7 protein-coding genes are annotated in these 16,975 nt (G+C 50.1%); 3 read left to right on the top strand and 4 right to left on the bottom strand.

Annotated features, from left to right (window positions below; all coding sequences use genetic code 11):
- Window positions 1-49: 49 nt before the first annotated feature.
- From PRUTH_RS16575 to PRUTH_RS16560, 4 genes are all read right to left on the bottom strand, one after another.
- Window positions 50-2,665 carry a glycosyl hydrolase family 18 protein gene (locus PRUTH_RS16575; RefSeq protein WP_053909608.1) on the bottom strand — a complete coding sequence of 872 codons (2,616 nt, stop codon included), beginning with the start codon at window positions 2,663-2,665 and terminating at the stop codon, window positions 50-52.
- 111 nt (window positions 2,666-2,776) lie between these two features.
- Complete coding sequence (locus PRUTH_RS16570) at window positions 2,777-4,429, bottom strand: lytic polysaccharide monooxygenase (RefSeq protein WP_503473420.1); 1,653 nt, start codon at window positions 4,427-4,429, stop codon at window positions 2,777-2,779.
- 28 nt (window positions 4,430-4,457) lie between these two features.
- Entirely contained in the window at window positions 4,458-7,631 is a 3,174-nt protein-coding gene (locus PRUTH_RS16565; RefSeq protein WP_151173933.1) for a glycosyl hydrolase family 18 protein, read from the bottom strand.
- 654 nt (window positions 7,632-8,285) lie between these two features.
- The gene (locus PRUTH_RS16560) at window positions 8,286-9,761 is read right to left on the bottom strand and encodes a methyl-accepting chemotaxis protein (RefSeq protein ID WP_306669456.1); all 1,476 of its coding nucleotides are present in this window, start codon (window positions 9,759-9,761) and stop codon (window positions 8,286-8,288) included.
- A gap of 438 nt (window positions 9,762-10,199) precedes the next feature.
- Between PRUTH_RS16560 and PRUTH_RS16555 the strand changes: the two genes are divergently transcribed.
- From PRUTH_RS16555 to PRUTH_RS16545, 3 genes are read left to right on the top strand one after another with little or no spacing between them, the layout of a single operon-like run.
- A complete protein-coding gene (locus tag PRUTH_RS16555; RefSeq protein WP_170268997.1) occupies window positions 10,200-12,953 on the top strand; it encodes a bifunctional glycoside hydrolase/polysaccharide deacetylase family protein in 2,754 nt (917 codons plus the stop codon).
- Between the two features lie 2 nt (window positions 12,954-12,955).
- On the top strand, window positions 12,956-16,450 hold the full coding sequence (locus tag PRUTH_RS16550) for a tetratricopeptide repeat protein (protein ID WP_151173931.1): 3,495 nt from the start codon (window positions 12,956-12,958) through the stop codon (window positions 16,448-16,450).
- A 12-nt stretch (window positions 16,451-16,462) separates the two neighbouring features.
- Entirely contained in the window at window positions 16,463-16,975 is a 513-nt protein-coding gene (locus PRUTH_RS16545) for a hypothetical protein (protein ID WP_151173930.1), read from the top strand.

Genomic DNA, 16,975 nt, shown 5'->3' with positions numbered 1-16,975 from the left:
GAAAAAGGGCAACTTTCGTTGCCCTTGGTCTCTCAAGTAGGAATCTTATTTATAGCTGGTTCCACACAGCGGCAACGCCAGGCTCTTCACCTTTTGTCCACCACTTAGCTTCAAAACGTGCACCGTTATAAGACACAACATCACCGGTGTTGTAGATAGACGAGGCACTCCAAACTAGGTCGCCGTTACCGTCTGTGGGTGCTGATACTGGCTCCCAAGGACCACCCAAGTCAGGTTGGTCGCCTTGAGTCCACCATTTAGCACGGTACTCAACACCGCCATAGATCACGGTATCACCACCGGTATACACAGCTTGTGCATCCCAGGTGTCACCCGGAGTGGTCGCGCCTGAATCGGTCACCGTAACAACAAAGCTCTGGCTGCTGCTGGCTTGGCCATCACTGACTGTCACCGTGACGGTATAGCTAGTATCCGCATCCACAGGGTCCGCACTCAGTGTCGCACTGGCACCGCTACCAGAAAGCGTCAACCCGGCTGGTACGTCCCAGCTGTAGGTTAAAGCGTCATTGTCAGCATCGCTGGCAACCACGTTAACGGCTAGGCTTGCGCCCTCTTCCATACTGGCATCAGCGATAGCATCAACCACAGGTGCTGTGTTGCTGCCGCTGCCATCCGCTACAACATTAACACTAACCACTTTACTGACCGTGTCTTTGCCATCAGAAACCGAAACAGTCGCACTGTACTGCGTGTCTTGGCTTACTTGCGGCGCATTGATCACTAAGGTCGCTGAGTTTGCACCGCTCACACTGAGCGCGCTATCAGCCTGCCAGCTAAAGCTGAGAGGGTCATTATCACCATCAGTGGCTGAGGCAGTAACTGACACTGAGCCACCACTTTGTACTGTGACACTGCTGTCTACACTGAGCACAGGGCGTTGGTTAGCCGGCGGTACATCACCTAAACCTTCATGCATAGCATTAAGAATATCGCCATTATCGGCATCAATTTCCCATGCGAACAAACCACCGAGGTTATGCTGTTGCACGTATTGACCTTTGGCCATGACTGTTTGCGGGGTGTCTAAAGTGATCAGCTTACCGCTGCTGCGGTTCCACACATAAGCCGCTTGTGCTTGCGCATCATAACCCGCTTCAAAACCATTAATACCTTGGAAGTTAGCACCGAGCATATTGGCTTTTACGCCTTTATAATCAATGACTCCATCTTCCCATACACCTTGTGCTGTGGTGCCTTTAAGCGGCCCATTACCAGATGCGGTCATCGGGTTGCCTGCAGTACTCGCGTTTTCAGGATACACGCCTTCCCAACCACGACCATACATAGCCACACCCGCCACTATTTTTTGCGATGGCACGTTTTGCGCTAGCAACAGCTGAATGGCGTTATCCATGGTGTAAGCCGGGCCTTTATAAGGCTGGCCGTTTTCATCAGTGCCGGAGCCGTCACATTGACCCGGGCGGAAGTGTTCGCCACAATAAACGGCTGTTTGGTGTCCGGTCACATTGCTCCAAGCCCCATAGAAGTCATAGGTCATGGCAAAGATGTAATCCATGTACTGCGCTGCGGTAGCATAGTCAACATCTTCAATCTTGTCGTAACCAGCACCGATGGCTGAAGTCAGCTCATACTGGCGGCCTGTTTCCGCTTCCAGCTCATCGAGCATGACGCGTAACTCACGCATCAACGCAATGTAAGTAGCGCCATCGGTGGTTGGGTCGCCAAGGTTCGGGTTAGCACCATCGCCCCCTGGGAATTCCCAATCAATATCAACCCCGTCATAGAACTTCCATGTTTTAAGGAACTCTTTCATCGACGCTACGAAGGTATCGCGGTTGGCTTTATCGGTAAAATAGTAGAACGGATCAGAGAGTGTCCATCCCCCCACTGAAGGCACGATTTTCAGATCTGGATAACGCTGCTTCAGCGCCATTAACTGTGCATAAGTACCACGAATAGGGTCATCTGCACTGACACCCGGTAGGGCTTTTTGCACTGCCGCCCACGGATCGTGAATAACCACTTCAAAGTCTTGTGAACCCTGACAAGCGGTATCAAGCGCACGCTTTGGCCCGCCAGTCAGTGAGTCATTCGGGCCACAAATCGGAATAAAGCCGTATAAAATGTGGCTAAGGTTTTGTGCTGGCATGTTAGTGACATCATAGTCACGACCATAAATGCCCCACTCTACAAAGTAGGCCCCTGTAACCATGCCTTGCTTTAAGCCATAGTCTTTGTTGTTAGGATCATAATCCATCGGTAACGGTGCTAGATGCGCGCCATCGGTATCGGCAATGACGATGGGCTTGCCATCACTGCGCGCACACACGGTGCCTTCACACAATTCAACATACAAGGTATGACGGCCAGCCTTGTCATACGGGAAAGTGATCACGCCACTTTTAGTGCCCGCAGGCAGAGCGCCAGAGTTTACAACTTGGTCATCAAAATACACTTTATAGTTGTCACCGCCATCACCACTCCAGGCATTCCACTCGATGTTGATGTTGACTTGGTCTTGGCGACGTACCAAGGATTTATAGCCACCTGTGCCTTCTAAATCTACTTCAACAAAGGAGTACTCTTGTGGCTCCCAGTTTAAGCTCGGTGTCGAAGGCGCGGCAACGGCGACACCCGATGCCATGGCCAGCGTAATCGCTGCGGTTAATTGAGTTAATTTCATATCTTTCTCTTCTTGTTGTCTTATTAAAGGCTAAGCACGACGCATAGGTACTTGCCCGACTAGCGGCAATTTAGGCGCCTCCGTGTGTCCATCATCGCCATTGTTTACTGCTTAAAGTGCTTGCCAAACGGAGGCCTGACCCGGGATATCCCCTTGAGTCCACCACTTAGCTTGGTATTGTTGCCCTTGATAGAGCACCGTCGCGCCACTTTCATAAGCGCGCTGACTATCCCATTGTGCGCTGCCAGCATCTTTACTCAGCGTTTGCCATGCCGAGGATTGATCAGGTTGTTCACCTTGATTCCACCACTTCGCCTCATAGTCGCTGGCGTTGTAGCTCACCTTGTCGCCCGCTACATAAGTAGCACTGGCCTGCCACGCAGGGTAACTTGGGTCAGGGTTAGTGCTGGTATCGGTAACGGTGACAACAAAGCTTTGGCTGGTACTGAGTTCACCATCTGAGACAGTGACTGTAATGGTGTACGGGGTATCGGTATCGACATTGGCAGCGGTGATCGTTAGGTTGGCACCCTCACTGCTCATAGTCAGTGGTGCTGGCACATCCCAGCTATAATTCAGAGTACTTTGCTCATCGTCAAAAGCATGCACATGAACGACACTGGATTGTCCTTCAGCCAAGGTAATGTCATCAGGCTTAACCACAGTGGGCGCACTATTACCTGGTGCTTGTTGCACACTTAAGCTATAGCTGTAGTTGGCATTGGTGGTGTATACCTGATTTACCAGCGGGTCGCCGCTTTGATAGACCACTTGACCTTGCTGGTCTTGCAAACCAATTTGCATATATTGGCTGTAGTCGAGATTAAGCATAACCGCGAGGTCTTGCTGCCAGCTTGCTTGGTTATCGGCGCTGACGGCAAACATTTGGTTAACTAGCTCTTGACCGCTCTCGTCAAATAGCCGCACCCAAATAGAATCACCCACCGCCGGTGTTTGACCTTGTTGCAAGTAGTAACCAATGCTTTGCCACTGGCTGGGATCACTAGGCCCGCCATCACGCACTATGGTGATGTCACTACAGTTGTAAAACCCCTCTCCAGCTGCGTCATCACGCTGCCAGCGTGTGTACAAGATGGCATCACCTTGGCGCTCAGCGGGAATAGCGACATTCATTTCATAGTAGCGATGACCCTCAGCGTCCTTGATAAAGTCGATATTGCCCACTTCTTGCACCAGCTCTAGATCGCTCCAGGCAAGTGTTTGCGTGGCGCCATCAAACCCGGGTTTGCTTAGGTAAAACTTCCAAAAGCTGGGGTTATGTGGAGTGGTCGCACGAAAGCGCACCTTAATCTCGCCATTAGCATTGGGGGTCACGTCACTGCGTTGCCAATGCGCTGAAGGTAAATTCATACCGCGCTTGTTGGTGTCTCCAGCGGCGCACAAGGTGCCATCGGGAACGCTGGCCTCAACCGCTGCTTGGTTGTAGTAATCAGCGGTGTTAACGGCAAATTCATGTTCTTGAATAAACTGAAAGTGCCCTGATTCCAAATAGGCTGCGCGACACGCCAAGTTAGGAATGTTGGAACCATCTTCTGGCCACCAATAACCGCCCTGAGCCTGACAAATAGCTTGGCGGGCCTTCGGGCTATCCATATAACCATGGGCATAAGCTTGGCTGGCGCTGAGCGCAGCACCAACGGCTAGCGCTGACACAGCCAGTGATAATAATTTCGCTTGTGGTGTTCTCATATCAATGTCCTCGTTGACAAAAGAGACCCGAGGCAGCCCTTGCAGGGAGGGCATGGGGCCGCCTCAAGTCTAAGATGGCGAGTTACAGGCTACAGACCTGATCCCAATCGGCGCTGCTACCCGGCTCAGCAGATGTCCACCACTTCGCCTTATAGACAGCATTACCGTTGACCATTAAGTCGCCACCCGCAGCATGGCTAGGGTTGCCGGCGTAGTCACTTTGTGGCCAGTTAGGATAAACGGGGATATCGGCAATCGCGGTGCCTTCACACGTACCATCGCCGCTGCCATTGCCACCGCCAGTGTCGCCGCCGCCTGTTCCAGGCTGGGCATCAGGAAGGTGCGGGTATTGCGATTTAAAGGCATAGGTTTTGCCATTTTTCTCGATAGTAAAGTTTGCAGGACCGGTAATAGGCATGTAATACATTACCTGCGCATTCACCGTGTCACCTGGAGCAAAGGCTTTCTCTTGTCCGCCCCATTCGTTTGTCAACGTGATTGAGAAACGGTGGAACTCATTCTCAAAACCACCGATATTGTTACCTGCTGCATTCGAGCCATTGACGTCGACCGCCATGCCCAATTTCTCTTGTGCGTTCCAGTTAGACTTGAAAATGGCAGAGGTCGCCACTGGCACATCGAAAGAAATCTTGGCACCACTTAAATCAATGTTTGAGTTGTTAGTGAAAGCAAAGGTTGGAGCAATCGGGTAGTTGTCATCACCGACTGGGAAGTCCTTGGCTTCAAAGCTCACATCAACCGCTTCTGTTGGCACTACAAAATTAGTATTGCCTTGGTCAATGCTGTACGGCACGCCGCTTTGATTAAACTGATTATAAGCAAGGGTAGTGAGCGTTGAGCCCATGAAGTACTCGCCCTTGGCCTGGTCATAATCATAGTCACCCGCCAATTCCCAGAACATAATGCCACCAATGCCTTGGTCGATAACGTATTGCACTTTAGTGGCCATTGATTCCTCGTCTTCCATAGACAAGAACACATTCTTATCGGCATTCCATAACCATGGCGCAACGGCCACGTTGTCATAATGACGCGTGTAGGTGCCAATCAGCTGATCGTCTGGATCGGTTTGTGGCGTTAGGCCATAGGTTGCGCCATAGCTTGGGTAAATGCCGTTTTCTAAGTTCTTGGCATGCCAAAGAGGGTTAGAGCCTGCTGGCATTTCTTCGCCATTGGCATCTTTATCGTGCCAAAGGTTATCAATGCCAATGGCACCGTTACCGCATTTGTTTTGCTCGCCAACGCCCGTGCCTGCTGGACACTCGCTTTGGTTCGGCAGCGCCGCCTGGCCCCACAATCCATTGGTGCCACCTTGTACGTCTTTAAAACCACGGGTGTAATAAGGAATACCAATATTGATACGCCCTGCCGCTAGCGCGCCACGGAAATAGCGTACCGCCCAATCGGTGTTCAAATAGCCAATGCCTTCGAACTCCTTGGTGCTGTATACATTCCATTGCGCCAACTCCGAGTCTTCACCGGTGTCGTACAATGCCGCATTGTGCCCGACATGAGAGTTCCACGCGCCGTGCAAGTCGTAAGACATAATGTTGACATAATCGAGGTATTTAGTGACCTGGAAGGTCTCCATACCCCGCAGTAGGTAGCCCGATGACGGTGAAGCAATCGTGAGCATATAGTGCTGACCATCTTGTTCACCCGCTTTATCAAGCTCTTCACGTAGCACCTTCATCAATTCTTTGTAAGATGCATTGAGACTAGCGCGCAAAGGGTTGGAGATAGCAAAGTCATCTGGGTGACCAGAGTCCTTCATTGACGATGGGTATTCGTAGTCAATATCCACACCATCGAAATCGTAGGTACGAATAAATTCAACCGCACTTTGTGCGAACGCGGCAATACCTGCGTGATTAATTGAGCCATCAGCATTGGTGGTCATGGTGTAGAAGCCACCGCTATTGACGCGATTGCCATTTTCGTCAAAATAGCCGCCAGTTTCAGCCCAGCCACCAACAGAGATCAGCGTCTTCACGTCTGGGTATTGTTTCTTGTACTTATTAAGTAGGTTGAAGTGACCTTTGTACGGCAGGCTTGGGTCCATTTCAGCGCCCGGTTCACCTGGCCATTCCATGTTGGTTGCTGGGTTGCCTGGGGCACTGGGGTTACCAATGGACAACTTATTGTTGGCATCAACGTGTGCGAAGGCATAGTTAATATGGGTAATTTTATCCCATGGAATATCGTCAACTAAATAACTAGGTTGCTCATTGGCGCCATTACGCCAACTGGTAAAGTAACCAATGATACGACGTGGGTGATCTGGGCCCATTAGCTCACGGCCGTCTTGATCATAAATAGTACAATACGGCGTGTTCACTCCCGGCGTTTGGTATAAACCTGCTGGGCGACAAGCGTCAACGCCAGTTCCTGGCTCAGACACATCTACCACATTGATCACTTGAGTGGCCGTCCCCGTGGCCCCTTGATCGTCAGTCACATTGAGTACGAATTCAAATTGCCCCGTTGCTGGAGCCTGCCAAGTGTAAGCTTCACTGGCGTTTGCTGAACTCAGCACTTGGGTGCCATTCTCACTGAATGTCAGCGCGGTGATTTGGCCATCGCTGTCTGCGCCGCTGAGGGTAAAGTTCAAGCTATCTCCCACCATCACTTGCGTGGGCAGATTAGCAATTTGAATGCTTGCGCTTGGTGCTTCATTCACGGGGGTGCCGCCGCTTACGCTAACAGCATTAGCAAGAGCTGTAGATAGCGCGCCCTGATCGTCTGTAGCCACAGCGCTTATGGTCGCGTCGCCGGCTACAGCTTGCCACGTAGTGCTAAAGGGCGCGGTGGCATCAATCGCGATAGATTGATTATTAACGAAGAATTCTACCTGGCTAACTTGACCATCACTATCACTGGCTGATGCCTCGATGATAACGCTGTCATTTTCAGCAAATTGACTGCCTGCAGCGGGGCTCAACGAGGTGACCTCTGGCGCCTGGTTGACAGCGCTGTCACAAACACCCAAAAGAGTCCAGTCTTGCCATTGTCCAGAATTCTCCACAGGGTTCGTTTGCGTCCACCAGTTCGCCTCATAGGCACTGTTTTGGGCCTGGACTTGGCTTCCGCCAACGTAAGCGTCACCACTTTGCCATTGGGCTAAATTGCTGCAATCAACAGCAAAAGCACTGGCGCTGCTCATACCTAAGCTGGCAAAACACATCGCCAGGGCGCTGCGTTTAAAGCCGCTTTCGCGCATACTTTGTTTACTCATTTTGTTCTCCACGACGTAAGGTTTGTTGCGTTATTTTTATAACAATATATTTACAATGCTTTTAAAACTTATCACACCTATCCGGCTCTTCAAGCAATAGTCGACCACTTTTTAGACGTTTTAGTTCTAGAAGAACCGTTTGTTTATTCGAATAAATTGCTAAAAACTGGGGTAAGCATGCCACTTTATTCATTCAGTTTTTTGTAAGTTTGTACCTCAAAGCCGCGTGGAGTCTAGCAATCACAAAATGAACAAAAGATTAACCTTTGGTAAACAATTAGAGTTATATTGGGTACATATTTATTTCGTCTAGTTTATAACCAAAACAGTTTTTTAATAGCTTTGATGATAGAAAATGCAAAGAGTTATGCTATTTAGAAATATGACATTAACGTCAACGTTAATATCCCTGCACATGTTGGTGGTTTTTACTTGCCGTTCACAAGCACTGGGAAAAGGGTTGACGGGGGAGTTAAGAGTGACACGTGTGCAAGCAGGTTCACCGCCATAAGCGTTACTCAGGCGGTGATAGGCCTAGTCAGCACGCTCAGCGCGCTGACAGTTTAGGTATTAATCATGTGAGCGAGAGAAGCGCACCACCAGCTCACAGAGTTCATCTGATACAGTTGTTAAGCGAGTAATAGCTTGTTGCGCTTAATCCGAGCTTTGCTGACTATCATCAGCCAGGCCGGCAATACTGACCACTTGCTGGTTAATATCCTCAGCCACATGAGCCTGCTCTTCAACAGCCGCAGCCATTTGATTCGCCATGTCGTTAATATTGGCCACCGCCTGAGCAATACCACTGAGTTTTTCGGTGCTTAGTTGCACTTCATCAAGGCCTTGTTGCGACTCTTTACGCCCTTGCTCAGCAATAGTGACCGCCTGCTCACTGCGGCTATTGAGCTCGCTAATGATCCCCTGGATCTCCCCGGTCGATTTCTGTGTGCGTTGTGCAAGTTGCCTTACCTCATCAGCTACCACCGCAAAGCCTCGGCCTTGCTCACCAGCACGCGCCGCTTCAATCGCCGCATTGAGTGCCAATAGGTTGGTTTGCTCAGCAATTTGTTCAATCATTTGCGCCGCTTGCGCAATCAAGGCTGACTGCTCTGAGACCCCTTGTACCGAGTCACCTATTTGCTGCACCGTGTGCCCTAAGGTTTCAATAGATTGACGAGTCTTATCTGCCACTGCGGCTCCTTCTGAGGCCAAATCATTGGCCTCGCTGGCTTGCTCAGAGGTCAGCTGTACATTTTGTGATACTTCGCCAATGGTGGCCGTCATTTCGTTCATTGCCGTGGCGACTTGCTCGGTTTGCTGATGCTGAGCGTCTATTTTCTCTCTCGCATCGACCGACATGGAATAGCTGCTGCTGGCATCTGCAGCAACACGGTTCGCGGCATTATCGATACGCGTTAAGATGGTATTTAAATGCGCCCTGTCTGATTTCACCGCTACGCTTAAACGCCCCAAAGGGCCACCATGATCGCAGTAGCTTTGCACCGCGAGTGGGTCGCAGAAGCGATCGCCTATGAGTGTGTCTAGGCGTTTTTTCAAACGCACCCGAGAAAAGGTATTAAATCCGGCAAACACTAATACACTCACTAAGGCCACCGCCTCGGCGGCGACAGTGTTGCCACTTAGGAAGATAATAAAAGCGACTGCGAGGGCAAGACCCAAGGCATAAAATTCAGTATTGTTAGGCAGCGTGAACGTGCTTTTATTGTCTCTGATGCGCGCGTAAAGTGCCTCAGCGCGGGCAACATCCTCACGTTGTGGGCTGGTGCGTACCGATTCATACCCTACCACTTTACCTTGTTCGGTAATGGGCGAAACATGAGCATCAACCCAGTAGTAGTCACCATTCTTACAGCGGTTTTTTACTAGCCCCATCCACGCTTTACCTTGCTTTAGGTAACCCCACATTGTTTTAAACGCCGCAGGTGGCATATCGGGATGGCGGACAATATTGTGAGGTTGGCCAACCAATTCGTCGCGGCTAAAGCCACTGATATCGACAAACGCTTGGTTACAATCAAGGATAGTGCCGTTTAAATCAGTGACGGAAATGAGCTTTTGCTCGGGAGGAAAACGCTTTTCACTAGCGGTGATGGGTTGGTTATTTCTCATTAATGATTCCCTGTTACGACGCCCGTGCCATGCTGCACGTATAAAACTCTATATTAACAAAAACTTATACTTCATAGATAGCATTTGCTTGGCAAAAAAATAGCAGCTGCGATACTAAACAGTGATGGTGTTGTAAGCTGCTGTAATTTATTACTTAGTTCAGTCTAGTTAAGCTCTGCGCGAAATTGCAAAGAATTCGCTGGGTACAGAGCCGTTGTCGGTCAGTTTTGCATAAACAATACATCTTATCGGTAAGTTGTTTACCTTTGTTCACCCTAGGTAAATTATTGCGTAGACGCATTACCCAGGAATGTGACATAATAGCGACAAACTCACCCTAAAGAATTAGTTTCAACAGCAGCAGTTTGTAGCAACCTATTAAAGGGCTTACCCAGCCGCACATCGTCACTTGGTTTAAGTTAATTGGCAGTATTACTATTGACTAAATGTAAATTTGTTTTCACTGTGGTTGTTGCTCTGGTTGTCTCGGGTTTAATAGCGCAGCCTACAAGAGCAGTTGCATCCACCCACTACGAACAGTCAATCGCTTTTTATTACGGCGAAGTTGACTCCGTGCGCGAGCTTATAAGCTATCAGCGGGTTGTGGTGTCACCGGAGCAGCTGTCAAAACGCCAGTTACAGCAATTAAAAAATGCCAATACGCAAGTGTATGCATATCTCAGTGTGGGGGAATACCTAGGCGCAGATACCCGGCTTTTAGACGCCGCAAGCATGGGCCGTAACAGCGCCTGGCAAGCCGAAATTATGGATGCGGCATCACCTGTGTGGCGTCAACATCTGCAACAGCAAACTGAGCGCTATCAGCGTCAAGGATTCAGCGGTGTTTTTCTCGATACCTTAGATAGTTATCAACTTGCACTGCCTCGCGAACAGCATGCCTCGCAACAACAAGCGCTTGTCTCGCTCGTCGATAATATCGCCACATCACTGCCGGTGATGCTCAATCGCGGCTTTGAATTGGTCGACAAGCTGGCCCAGCCGCCGCAAGCGGTGGTCGCCGAATCACTGATGTACGGCTTTGATATAACCAAGAATGACTATACTCGCCAAAGCGATAGCGATATCCAGTGGCTTCGCGCCAAGCTTGAGCACATTGAGGGCTTGGGCATTGAGGCCATTGTGATTGACTACCTGCCAGCGGGTGTAGAAGCCAGAGTCGCGGCAGCAAAAGAAATCGCTGCTTTAGGCTTCACCCCCTATGTCAGCGACGGCTTATTACAGCAGTTTGGGGTCTCTTTGCACTACCCTGTTCGTCGGCGAGTACTGGGGGTCTATGACTCGAGCGTAGTGCTAAAAAAACAGTCTGCGTGTCATAAATATTTAGCCACCTTAATTGAGTATCAAGGCTATGTTCCCCAATGCGTTGATATTCGTGATGGTCGCCTTTCACAACTTGACTTGAATCGGTTCGCCGGCGTCGCGTTTTGGCTCCCCCAAGCCAGTTATCAGCATTTAGATGCTCAACAGCTGCTACTGCGCAGTATTTCTCAGCGGCCAACAGTCATTATCGGTGAGCTTCCCGATGATGAAGCCTTGCTAGCGCGTTTAGGGATACGTGAAAACGGCAGTTACATCGGCGCGCTTGAAAGTAGCGGAGCCAAGCTCACCTACCCCATGCCCCATGCTGCGCCCAAACAATTTCCTCGATATCAGTTAACTGATTCACGCACACCGGCGTTAGTGAGCATTAATGATAGCCAAGGCAATACGGGCGTGGGCGTAGCGCGTATGCCCTGGGGTGGGCTGTTTCTTGAACCTCTGACGGTCCAAGAGTTAATAGGCGATCGCAACCGTTGGCCACTAGAGCCATTTGCGCACCTAATGCCACTGTTTTCTCTTGCTGCTATTCCGGTGCCCGATGTCACCACAGAATCCGGGCTGCGCATCGTTACCGCGCACATCGATGGCGATGGTTTCCCCTCAGTCGCTTGGCTTCCTGGGCGCCCCTATGCTGGCGCATCAATACTCAATAATGTGCTGAAAAAATCGCCCCTCCCCCATACGGTTTCAGTGGTTGAAGCGGAAGTTGCTCCTCATGGCTTATACCCTGACATTGCCAATGAGCTAGAGGAAATAGCGCGGCAAACCTTCGCGCTTGATAACGTTGAAATTGCTTCGCACACCTTTAGCCACCCTTTCTTTTGGGACGACCGTATTGATGCGAAAGAAAAGCTCTATGGTGATTCCTTACCGGTCCCCAATTACACCCTTGATTATGACCGTGAAGTGTTTGGCAGTGTGCGTTATATCAACGAGCATCTAGCCCCTAAACATAAGCAAGTGGAGGTGTTCTTGTGGTCTGGCATGGCCGACCCAACCGCCGATGTCATTGCTAAAACCAGGCAACTCGATTTATACAACGTCAATGGCGGCAACACCTATGTACTCAACGACAACTACTCTATTGCCCAAGTATACCCACACCTAAACTGGTATAAAGACGGCATTCAAGTCTACGCTGCGGTGATGAACGAAAACCTCTACACAGAGCTGTGGACTGAAAACTACCGAGGCTTTGCCCGTGCTAGTGAAACCTTTGAATTACTCGGTGCGCCACGACGCTTAAAGCCTGTGAGCATTTACTACCATATGTATTCCGGGGTTTATCCTGCTTCTTTAGGCGCATTAGATCACCTCTATGATTGGGTAGAGAAGCACGAATTAACACCACTGTACTTAAGCGAATACGCCCACCGTGCGCGCACGCTTTATGAAACTGGGGTGGCTCGCGCCATTGATGATGATAACTGGCATATTACCAGTACCGGCGTAAAATCGTTGCGTATCGCTAGCAATCAACTGCCAGATGGTGACAGTGAAGGCATCGCGGGGGTCACCCCAGGCCCGGATGGCAACTACATCACCTTAGTACAGCCACGCTCAACTTTATCGCTTAGCCAAGGCGATACGGCGGCGTTTTCTAACCGTGCCTATTTAGCTAAAGCCAACGCGGTGATTGAGCACTGGCAATGGCAAGGAGAGAGGTTACGCTTTACGGTGCTGGCTCATCGTGATTTGCAACTAACGTTAGATAATGTCGTTTCATGCCAAGTAAACAAGCTCAGCGACCCCGCGCTTACACTTGATAAAGCAGCTAATCAATGGACAATTCGCAGCTCTAAGCGTGGACGCTACCATGTTGAGCTCCATTGCCCGGGGCAGGGTCAATAACGATGAACCCGCCAGCGCGTATTCACACCAAGGGCGACCCTCGCGGCGACAAGCGTATCGTGTTGATGAGTCGTCGTGCGCTGATCACCCTTGCAACGGTAACGTTGGCGCTGTTGTGGATACTGCAACCCAATCGCGCTCTGCTGATTGACATGCTTGAAGACGCGCAAGACCCCACTGTGGCCATCGCCTTCTTGAACGTGCTTAAAAGCAACCAAGTACCGAGTTTAAAACTGGATTTAACCCTCGCAAAGCAGCATTTCAAGCTCGATCAATATCATCAAAGCTTGGCCCAGCTAACACCGCTAACTAAATTTGCCGACTCCGCTTTACTTGCGCAAGCGCAAACGCTCTACGCCGACAGCCTACTGCGACTGATACAGCGCCAAGACCCAACGGCGCGCAGACAATTAATCGATTATTTAAACGCCCTAGTGCCAGAGCTCAACTCATCACAACGCCAACACTTTGCCAGCTATGCCTTGCAAATAGGCGAGCCTCGCCTTGCTTATCAGTTGCTAAGTCAACAACAAGGTGAACATCAGGCTTTATTGTCTTTAGCGTTGCAGGCGGGGCTTAAAGAGCGGGCTATTTTTCACAGCCAAGCCTTGTACGAGCAACAACCCTCAGATGCGCACTTTGAGCAGTTACTTGGGTTATATAGCGCCCAACAACACTGGCAACAAGGTGAGGCGCTTATTCGCCGCCATCAGCATCAGTGTGACAACACCTGTTTGCAGTTGAGTATTAATTTTTTACGGGCCGCCAACAAGCCAACGTTAGCAGCCCAAATAAGTGCGAGTAAGGCCAAACAAAGTACTGATCCCGCTGATTGGCGCCAGGCCAGTGAACGCTTTGCTGAGGTGGGTGATATTGAACAAGCCGCAGTGTGGCTTGCTAAAGTTTTGAGTGTTGCACCTACTTTAGCCGATAAGCGCCAACTTCATGATTACTATCTTTGGCTGGGCGATACCGCCAGTGCGCTGGTACTTGCAAAGCAAATTATTGCCACGCAACCTGACAAAGCCCTTCTGTGGCAAGGTGTCAGTGAAGCTTTAGCAGAGAGTGACCTATTTGCTTTGAGCGACTTTTACTATCAGCTAGCACTCAAAGACGAGCTCGATGATAGCACCCTTAAACAATGGGTCGACTTCAGTGACAAAGCCCTAGGCGCACAAACGACCCTCACGCATTTGCAAACGCTGCATCAGCGCTTTCCAGCTCGAGAGTTTTATTGGTTCCAACTCGCGCGTTTTTATAATTTTGTCGGCGCACCAAAGCAAGCCACGGCCTTGTGGGCAACTTTGCCGCTTGAGCCGACATACGACTACATCAACTTGAATTACTTTGCGCAAAGCTTTGTCGCGATTGGCGAGGTAGATAAGGCACTGATGCTACTTTATCGATACAGCGATGAAGAAGCCTTAGATGTAGAGCAGCTTACCAACTTACAAGAGCTGGCGACCTATATCGCAAACAGGCCATTACAACAGCGTTTTCAGCGTGCTCGTGTGCATCGAGGCGATACCAGTTTGGACCCCTACTTACTGATTGCCACCCACAATAAGCTAGACCAACAAAGCCTAGATACCTTGTGGCTTTATTATGCGCAAACAAAAAGCATTGTGGTGCTCAATCATCTCCTAGAATATGGCCTCAGCGAGCAAAATGCAGCACTGATAAAACGTGCCAGCGACGCCTTAACAGCCGATCACAGTGGCGATAAACGCTTATCCGTGCAGCTATTGCGCGTGCGTTTAGCCATGTATAAAAAACACCATACTCGCGCCAAAGAGCTGCTAAGTACATTACTCACCCAGTACCCGCATAACCCGAACGTGCAACAAAGTGCATTGTGGCTGGCGATAGACAGTCAAGACACCCCATGGCTGCGTGAGTTGTACTGGTATTTAGCACCACACAACCAGCAAACTGCGTCCATGTATCAAGCGTTAGCTTATGCGGCGCAGCAACTGGGCGAATATACTCATGCTGATAGCTGGTATCGCAAGTTAGATAACGCCAAGTTAAGCACCGCCGCTGATAAATTAGCCTGGGCTTCGCTGTTGCAAAACCAAGGTGCTTTAGCGCAGGCTCAACGCTTGCGCGTGCAAGTGCTCACACAATTAAGTGCTGAGCTTCGCGCCCTCCAGGACGGCGAAATTAGCTACGTATCATTGCTGCGCACCTTAGTATCGCCCGCCTATGCCAGCGCACAGCTCAATTGGCATCTGCACCAAGGCAACGGTGGCGCTGATATCAATGCCTTGTTTAGCGACCCAACGCTTGGAGCCTTACAAAAGATAGCCTTGTTACAAGCCCATCAAGTCATCGCTTCCGAGCAGTTCAATGACAGCATTTTATTGTCTTTAGCGCTGGCACAGCGCAACCACTCGCAAGCGCGTACTTTGGCTTACCAATCAACAACACTGACCGCCACTGAGCGGGCCACAGCACTCTCGCTATTAGGTGATAATTTTGCCGCATGGCAACTGGGCCAACAAGCCCTTAATGGTGGTGTCGCCAAACAAGATTTAGCACCATTGCAACGCTTTTTAGCAGCCCAACACGACCGCCATGCTCATGGTGTGCGTTTTGAACATAGTCTGCTTGATACGTGGCAGCTAAGCACAGAGCAGCTTAGCTATTATCGTCCTTTAGGCGATGGTCATATGGCGCTCTCTTATCAACATGATAGCGGCGACCCCGCCTCAACCCTAATCGATCATTACCAAGACCAGAGTGTGAATCTAGATTGGCGGATACGCGCTCGACCGAGTTGGCAAGACCTGCACTTTGGTATTGCCATTAGCGAGCGCGATACCAACACGGTATTTGGTCAGCATGCAAGCGCAACGTGGCAATCAGATAGACGTCTAAGCCACACCTTGAGTGTGCGTCACAGCATGCCCTCGCAGCAAAGTGAAAATCTCTACATGTTCGGCAATGAGGATAGGCTCGCCTATCAACTGAGCTGGCAGCCAACGCGCTACGAGCAAGTAAATATAAATATTTCGCGGGCGCTATTTCATTCCGATTTTGGTGAGCCTATCGGTCAACAATGGCAAAGCAGCGTGCGTCTGAGTGAGCAATTCAACTTTACTCCAAGTTGGCAGGTGTTTGCGCAATATGACCACCAGGAGAATACCTTGGACGAGCGGCCATTACAGCGATTAACAGCACACTTGCAGCGCCCAGAGCCAGTTAGAGCTGTGGATTTTCTAACCCCTAAATACCGACGTTTAGCGTTGGGCCAATCGTTGCTGCGTGGTGAAGTCTCACAGCCTGGACGAAACACCCCAGGTATGCGCTATTGGCTTGATACTGCCGTGGGTTATAACTTTATTGAGCAACGCGTCGATTATTCGGCTAACGTAGGGCTGGGTGTGCAAGCATTTGGCAATGATGAATTTTTCATAAAGGGTGTGTGGCAAAGTGCCGACCAAAATGGCCGTGAGAGCTTAACACTCAACGTGGGATACTTTATCGACTTTTGATGTGAGGATAAAATGATGAAAACAATAATGGCATTGGCTTTGGCCTTCATACTCAGTGGTTGCGCAACGCACTATGCCGGTGAAAGCCCGACGCTCAGCGCCAATCAACAGGTTTATATTATGCCCTTGGCAAATCAGTCAAATATGCCCATGGCGCAGGCTCAGGCCGAGCAACTGCTGGCATCTGCACTTGCTGAGCAAGGGTTGAAGGTAACACTCTACCCCAAGCAACAAGTGGGTGATTTACAGGCGAGCCTTGAGCCTGCCCAGCGTAATCAAGAGGCACAGCGGTGGCTGAGTGAACAACAGCCGGGCTATGTGATGTCTGGTTCAGTACAAGAATGGCAATATAAGTATGGCTTGGATGGTGAGCCAGCTGTGGGGCTGACACTGACCCTTGCAGATAGCAGTGGCAATGAACTTTGGCGTGGTTCCACATCAAAAACAGGATGGGGCCGTGAGTCGCTCTCGCAGGTCGCACTTGAGGCCATCGATACCCTGATTGATGAATTAGACTGGGATTAG

Source organism: Pseudoalteromonas ruthenica, from assembly GCF_008808095.1.
Taxonomy (GTDB): domain Bacteria; phylum Pseudomonadota; class Gammaproteobacteria; order Enterobacterales; family Alteromonadaceae; genus Pseudoalteromonas; species Pseudoalteromonas ruthenica.
Note: the sequence above shows the minus strand (reverse complement) of the source record. Positions and strands in the feature narration are given on the sequence as shown.

Coding starts and splice junctions, on each gene's coding strand:
- PRUTH_RS16575 (WP_053909608.1), bottom strand. CDS start 2,665: ATGAAATTAACTCAATTAACCGCAGCGATTACGCTGGCCATGGCATCG.
- PRUTH_RS16570 (WP_503473420.1), bottom strand. CDS start 4,429: ATGCCCTCCCTGCAAGGGCTGCCTCGGGTCTCTTTTGTCAACGAGGAC.
- PRUTH_RS16565 (WP_151173933.1), bottom strand. CDS start 7,631: ATGAGTAAACAAAGTATGCGCGAAAGCGGCTTTAAACGCAGCGCCCTG.
- PRUTH_RS16560 (WP_306669456.1), bottom strand. CDS start 9,761: ATGAGAAATAACCAACCCATCACCGCTAGTGAAAAGCGTTTTCCTCCC.
- PRUTH_RS16550 (WP_151173931.1), top strand. CDS start 12,956: ATGAACCCGCCAGCGCGTATTCACACCAAGGGCGACCCTCGCGGCGAC.
- PRUTH_RS16545 (WP_151173930.1), top strand. CDS start 16,463: ATGATGAAAACAATAATGGCATTGGCTTTGGCCTTCATACTCAGTGGT.